Annotated in this window: 7 protein-coding genes; 5 read left to right on the top strand and 2 right to left on the bottom strand. The window is 36.9% G+C overall.

The window, feature by feature from the left end; translation table 11 throughout:
- The first annotated feature begins 109 nt into the window (after positions 1 to 109).
- Both I6F45_RS19945 and I6F45_RS19950 read left to right on the top strand, forming a co-directional pair.
- Positions 110 to 208, top strand: coding sequence for a hypothetical protein (locus I6F45_RS19945; protein WP_231609724.1), 99 nt, complete (start codon positions 110 to 112; stop codon positions 206 to 208).
- Between the two features lie 438 nt (positions 209 to 646).
- Positions 647 to 1,282, top strand: a complete 636-nt coding sequence (locus tag I6F45_RS19950) for a trimeric intracellular cation channel family protein (RefSeq protein ID WP_004334621.1) — start codon at positions 647 to 649, stop codon at positions 1,280 to 1,282.
- Positions 1,283 to 1,284: 2 nt separating this feature from the next.
- Here I6F45_RS19950 and I6F45_RS19955 read toward each other — a convergent pair whose 3' ends face one another.
- Both I6F45_RS19955 and I6F45_RS19960 read right to left on the bottom strand, forming a co-directional pair.
- Complete coding sequence (locus I6F45_RS19955) at positions 1,285 to 1,629, bottom strand: GNAT family N-acetyltransferase (protein ID WP_197161829.1); 345 nt, start codon at positions 1,627 to 1,629, stop codon at positions 1,285 to 1,287.
- Positions 1,630 to 1,978: 349 nt separating this feature from the next.
- On the bottom strand, positions 1,979 to 3,445 hold the full coding sequence (locus I6F45_RS19960) for a DASS family sodium-coupled anion symporter (protein ID WP_197161832.1): 1,467 nt from the start codon (positions 3,443 to 3,445) through the stop codon (positions 1,979 to 1,981).
- A gap of 284 nt (positions 3,446 to 3,729) precedes the next feature.
- Here I6F45_RS19960 and I6F45_RS19965 point away from each other — a divergent pair, with 284 nt between their 5' ends.
- The 3 genes from I6F45_RS19965 (at position 3,730) to I6F45_RS19975 (ending at position 5,784) form a co-directional block, all read left to right on the top strand.
- A complete protein-coding gene (locus I6F45_RS19965; protein WP_197161835.1) occupies positions 3,730 to 4,569 on the top strand; it encodes a DUF417 family protein in 840 nt (279 codons plus the stop codon).
- A 17-nt stretch (positions 4,570 to 4,586) separates the two neighbouring features.
- A complete protein-coding gene (locus tag I6F45_RS19970) occupies positions 4,587 to 4,838 on the top strand; it encodes a Rho-binding antiterminator (protein ID WP_197161838.1) in 252 nt (83 codons plus the stop codon).
- Between the two features lie 535 nt (positions 4,839 to 5,373).
- Positions 5,374 to 5,784: a hypothetical protein gene (locus I6F45_RS19975; RefSeq protein ID WP_197161841.1), complete on the top strand. Its 411-nt coding sequence runs from the start codon at positions 5,374 to 5,376 to the stop codon at positions 5,782 to 5,784.
- Positions 5,785 to 6,000 lie beyond the last annotated feature (216 nt).

Here is a 6,000-nt window from a genome sequence, read left to right on the forward strand (position 1 = left end):
GGCATAGGTAATAACGGCGTAGCCTTAAAAAATAAAGCACGGTAAAGTGAATGCTCTTACTATTTAAATCCAAGGTGGAAATAGGGCTGGTAAAAGCACATTAATGAAAATGCTTTCTGGTGTGGTTAAACCTGACCAAGGGGACATGTTTTTAAATGGTCGTATAATACCAATAAGCAACGAAAAATTAGGAGAACACTCATTCTAATTACCAACACAATAAACTCTTATTTTTGTTTATAAATTAATTGTCGGATGGCATGGCTTCGCCATTTATCCGACCTACGTCAACAATAAAATTAGGGTAGATGTCAGCGTTATTTTTTATGTAATTCTGTAAGTTGGATAGGTATTAGCTTATTAATCTTTGAGTCAATTTTTGTAGGCTATCTTGCTTATTTTGAGTGGATAAATAGCGTTAGCTTAATTTATGGGCCTGCTTATAAACAACGTGTAAAAAATACCTACTTTTAAAATAATTACCTTCTCAAATATTACCTTTCATAAAACCTAACCTTAAACTGCATTCAGTGTAAATTACAGCGTTGTTTTTAAATGTATTTTTTAAAGTTAATTCAACCTTTAAGGGATGTTTTTTGGCACGTAAGTTGATACAACTCCTTATAAACTTTAAAAAGGAATTAGCATGACTGCTGAATACTTTATGGTACTAGGGTTACTCGGTGTTGCATTTTTTGCTGTTGCAGGGGCGTTGCTTGGGTATGAAAAAAACATTAGTGGCTTTGGCGTCGTAGTGGTTGCAACCGTTACAGCACTAGGGGGCGGTACCCTCAGAGATATACTTTTAAACAAGCCGGTATTTTGGATTGCTACCCCGGAGTATTTATATTCAACCTATGGGGCCGTTATAGCAACAATTGCATTTATTCGATATTTACCGCGCGTTAATAACTACTACTTTTTATTGGTAGACGCTGTTGGTATGGCGCTATTTAATATTATGGGGATAGAAAAAGCACTCATTAATGGCTCTGGCATGGTGGTCGCAATTACCATGGGTATCACTACAGGTATATTTGGTGGTTTAATACGTGACGTAATTTGCCGTGAGGTACCAACGGTTATGCGCAGCGAACCTTACGCCTCTGCGTGTTTAGCGGGTGGTGCAGTTTATGCCGCTTTATTTAGCCTTAATGTAGATTACATTTGGTGTATTTTAGGCTCATTTTTCACGACTATCTTTTTAAGATTAGGCTCTTTGCATTGGGGTTGGCATTTAACTATTTTCAGAAAAAAAGACTTCAGAGATCAAAGCGACTAATTTTAGCTACGAGTAGCCCGCGTTTGCATGTGGTACTCGTAATTATTCTCATCCGTTATAGTAAAACCCAGCCGCTTATAAAGTTCTAATGCTGGGTTGTTTTTAAGTACTGTGAGTTTAATCGGTTTTGACTGCGCACTTGTAATAACTTGTTTAATAACCGCTTTCCCATACCCTTTATTTTGATGCAGTGGATGTATTTGTAATTGCATTATTTCAACGTATTGAGCGTGCGTTTGGTATTTTAAAGTACCAATTGGTACCTCATTTATAACTATAAGATGGGAGCAGTCATATTGGTCATCAAGCCTTAAAACATGCTGTTGCTCAGTTATACCAATCCGCAATAATACTTAATCATTTTGCGGGGCTAAACGTGTCGCTACCTGCGTTAAAAAATGCTCATTTAGAACAACTAAATAGCGAATTTTTTGCCTAGCTATCAACACGTTTTTCCAGCCTCAAAATAGATCACTTAATTAAGCGAATTGGTATTAAAAATAACCCGCATTTTCTAAGTGTTCAACCATAGTTAGTTTTCTGAGGCTTAATAAGTAGTCTCGGTCTGAATATGCTGCCTTTATGAATCTAAAAACCATAGTGCTCCCTTGCAACAGCCTCAATGTTTATATTTGTAGAACTAACCAAAACAAGTGCGCAGTATTAAATGTGCAAGCCAAACTAACAAAGGCAATACTACCAATACCCAAGTGCTTTCCACCAAAGCCCGCCGATAATTCCCCATACACTTAAATTAATAACGCTCATTATAAGGCCCATTACCCACCAGTCTTTTAACGATACATAGCCTGAGCCAAACACTATGGGAGAGGTGCCTGTTGCGTAATGCGTTAACGACATCATGAGTGATGAAGCGCCAGCTAACAGTAAACCTAAAAATAAAGGCGGAGCGCCAAGCGCCAAACCTGCGGCGTAAAATGCGGCAAACATAGCAGTAATATGTGCTGTGGTACTGGCAAAAAAGTAATGAGCGTAAAAATACACAGCTACCAATATAATGGCCGATACAATCCAGTCAAAACCCAGTTGCGCAATATTGCTCTCAACAAGTGTTGAAAACCACGTTACCAAACCTAATTTATTTAAAAAAGTGGCCATCATTACTAATGCTGAAAACCAAACAACGGTATCCCACGCAGACTTTTCTTTAAGTACATCGTCCCAACTTAATACACCAGTCACTAATAAAACCGATAAACCTAAAAAAGCCACTGCGGTTGTGTTAACTGCGTAGTCAGCCCCTAAAATCATTGCAGGTACGCCGGCCCATAAAATAAGCAGCATGGCAAAAACTCCCACCATTATTTTTTCGCCATAACTCATTGGGCCCATTTCAGTTAATTTAGATTCTGCATAGTTTTTAGCGTCGGGCGTACTTTTAACTTCAGGTGGGTAAATGGCATAAACAACCAAAGGCACAAGGGCAATACATAGCAAACCAGGAACAAGCGCGGCGAGCGCCCACGTACCCCAAGTAATACTAATATTTGCACCGGTGGCATCAGCAATCAGCTTTACAATTAGAGGGTTTGGCGCAGTTGCTGTAATAAACATAGCTGATGTAATAGGGTTTATATGGTAGCTCACTAAAGCAAGGTAGTGCCCAATTTTACGAGATGTACCTTCCTCAGGGGACGAGCCAAAGCTTGTTGCTATCGACTTCATTATTGGGTGAATAATAGCGCCGCCTCGCGCGGTATTACTTGGCGTTACAGGCGCTATAACAAGTTCAGAAAGTGCGAGTGCATAGCCAATACCAACTGTTTTTTTACCAAAAAGAGAAATAAAATTATAGCCAATACGATTTCCCAAACCGGTTTTAGCTAAACCCCGAGAAATAATAATAGCAATACCAATCAACCAAATTAATGAATTAGAAAAGCCACTTAATGCATCTTTAATAGCGCCAGATGGGCTGTCATTAGTTACGCCGGTTAATGCAACAGAAGTAATAGCTAAAATAGCAATGGCGCCGATTGGCATTGCTTTACCAATAATGGCAACTACAGTACCAACAAATAAAGCCAACAAATGCCATGCGTTTTCAGTTACACCTTGCGGAGGCGGTACAGCAAACCAAAGTAGTAAAACAATGGCTATAGAAATCAGTCCAGAGGTAACCCGAATATCAGTACCCTTCATTAAAATGTCCCTAGGTTTTAAAATGCATGCATTTTGTATATTGAAAAGGCAACGTTATTTTACTTCATTTAATAATAAAAAAGATGACGCACATCATATGAATATTAGACTTATTTAATTTTATTAATAAAGAGGTAATAAACCATAAACTAAAGATGAATAATTAAATTACCAAATGAGAGCTTACATTGTACTTAATCAACTCTTATTTTTTAAGGGTTAGTTTGAATTGTTTTATCGGCTTGTAAGGTCTTTGTAAGTCTTAACGAATACTTGGAAATACAATGAACTTAAAACACACAAACAACGCACTTTCTTTTTTACTCTCATTGAGCTTTCTACTGCTTGGCTTATCGTTTGCGTTAGGTGCAAATTCTAATACGTTAACGGCTACATTTAGCTTTTATGATCTTGATGCGTTAATAGGTGTAAATACATTAGGCTTATTGGCGGGCTCAACTATGCTCGCACTAGTAGCAACAACCTTAGCTGCGCATTTTAAATTAATAAAGCCTACAGCGGCACTCGTGTTAGCTATTGTAATTAGCATCGTCCCGTTACTAACATTATTTGCCAGCAACCGTTGGATGGCGCAACTTGGCGGCTTTCCAATCATTGGTAGCGGGCAGGGCATAATTAAATACTTTGCTGTAGTGCCTTTATATTTGTTTTTATTTTATAAAAACAAACTTACCGACAAACAACACGTACTTTTAAACTTTATACCGGTTGCTATGGTTTTATTGTGGATTGGCGGCATGAAGTTTTATGAGTTTGAAGCAAAAGGCATTTTAAGTTTAGTAGAAACCTCACCGTTTATGTCGTGGTTATATACGGTATTTAGCGTACAAGGCGCATCTAACGTGATTGGCGGATTTGATGTATTATTTGCTGTGTTATTAGGCTTAGGGCTATTTTTAAATAATAAAAAGCTAATTATTGTAAGTGGCTTAGCGTGTTTAAGCGTGTTTATGATGACCCAAACGTTCTTAATTACTGCAACCGGTGCATTTAGCTCAAGCACTTTATTAGAACGCTTAGGTCAGTTTGTAATTAAAGATTTATGGTACGTAGGTAACTTAATCGTTATTGCGACTTTAATGATATTTAAACCGGCTAAATAGCATATAAAGAGGACGTTATGATCAGTTGCAACCAATACGACTATATCGAAATTGCCTGTATGCACCGTTTAAGTATTGAGCTTATATTAAAAAATGGCGATGGTGTATGTGGCGTAGCAACTGACACAAAACGCAATGCTAATAGAGACGAATGCATAGTTGTTAACGTAAATAGCGAGCTGCAACTCATTGTGCTTACTACAATTAGTGTACTTAAAGCGCATGAGAAAAATCCATACTTTGACCACGTGAAATTTGATATAAAGTAAACACCTCACTCATTCGTTTTTATCATAAGCACCTCAGCGAGCCTGTATCATTAATATGTTAAGGCTCGCTTATCTAACTAATGCTTTAGCTCATACGTGCTAAATACATAAAGCCAAAATTTTCCTATTACTTCTCTTAATTTTTTAATAAAGTTTTTTTACCGAATAAGGCTAAACGCTAATTATTAAAACTTATAAAATCATGACTTTATAAGTAAGCCTCAATAAGCTTTTGTGTAGCGCTTAGTATCCGTACGTTTGTTAATTATGATCGTAAAAGGTAGCTACATAAATAAAGCTAACTTACAGAAGCAATTGTTTATATAAACAGCTAGTTTAATTTTGTCCAATAATATTATTAAACGCCGTTTTGGTGCAAAATAACAAAGGGCTTTTTATAACATGCCTAATTACTTGTTTACATTAAAGTTATTTAGTGGAATTATTGAACAATGTAATATACGCCGTTTTGGGGTGTTATAACCCCCCAAAGTGGTGTTCAATAAGCTGTTATGTTTCTAGGTAGGTTTCGAGTATGGCGTGTTATTTAAGAGTTTATGGTGATGAGTTAAATGTAAAAGAGCTTATTGAAACCCTTGAAGTTAAACCATCTAAAATCTGGGAAAAAGGTTTGCCTCGCTTCAAAAGTAACCCTAATAAACTTAATAAAAATTCTGGGTTTAATATTGAGATTAGCGATGCTGAATGGAATGAATTTGAAAAGCAAAAGGAGGTGGCAATTGAGTACTTGGAAATTCACAAAACTATATTGTCATCCGTTATTTCTTTCTCAGGCGTTGAAGGCGGCTATTTAGATTTTGGAATTGAGTGGAGAAACGAAGCAGTACAAAGTGATTCATTTCCACCAATCCTGATTAAATTAGCAGGTCAAATTGGTTTGGGTATTGAGCTTAGTCAGTATCCACCTGACGATGAAGATGAATAGAAACATAACAAGAAATTAAACAAGGACAAAAAACAGTTGGCTTTTTGTTCACTCCGTTCACTTATTTTAGCCAACCATTTTTTGCCTGTTAATTGGGCGTTGAGGCTGTAGAATTACTCTTTTTAGGAACGTATCCAACTATTCTTGGTTGGTTGCTTTTTAACCTTGAATCCATCTGTTCGCTGTGATCTAATAGATATTATTCACCCACGGTAA

The sequence above is a fragment of the Pseudoalteromonas sp. SWYJZ19 genome (assembly GCF_015864375.1).
GTDB lineage: Bacteria > Pseudomonadota > Gammaproteobacteria > Enterobacterales > Alteromonadaceae > Pseudoalteromonas > Pseudoalteromonas arctica.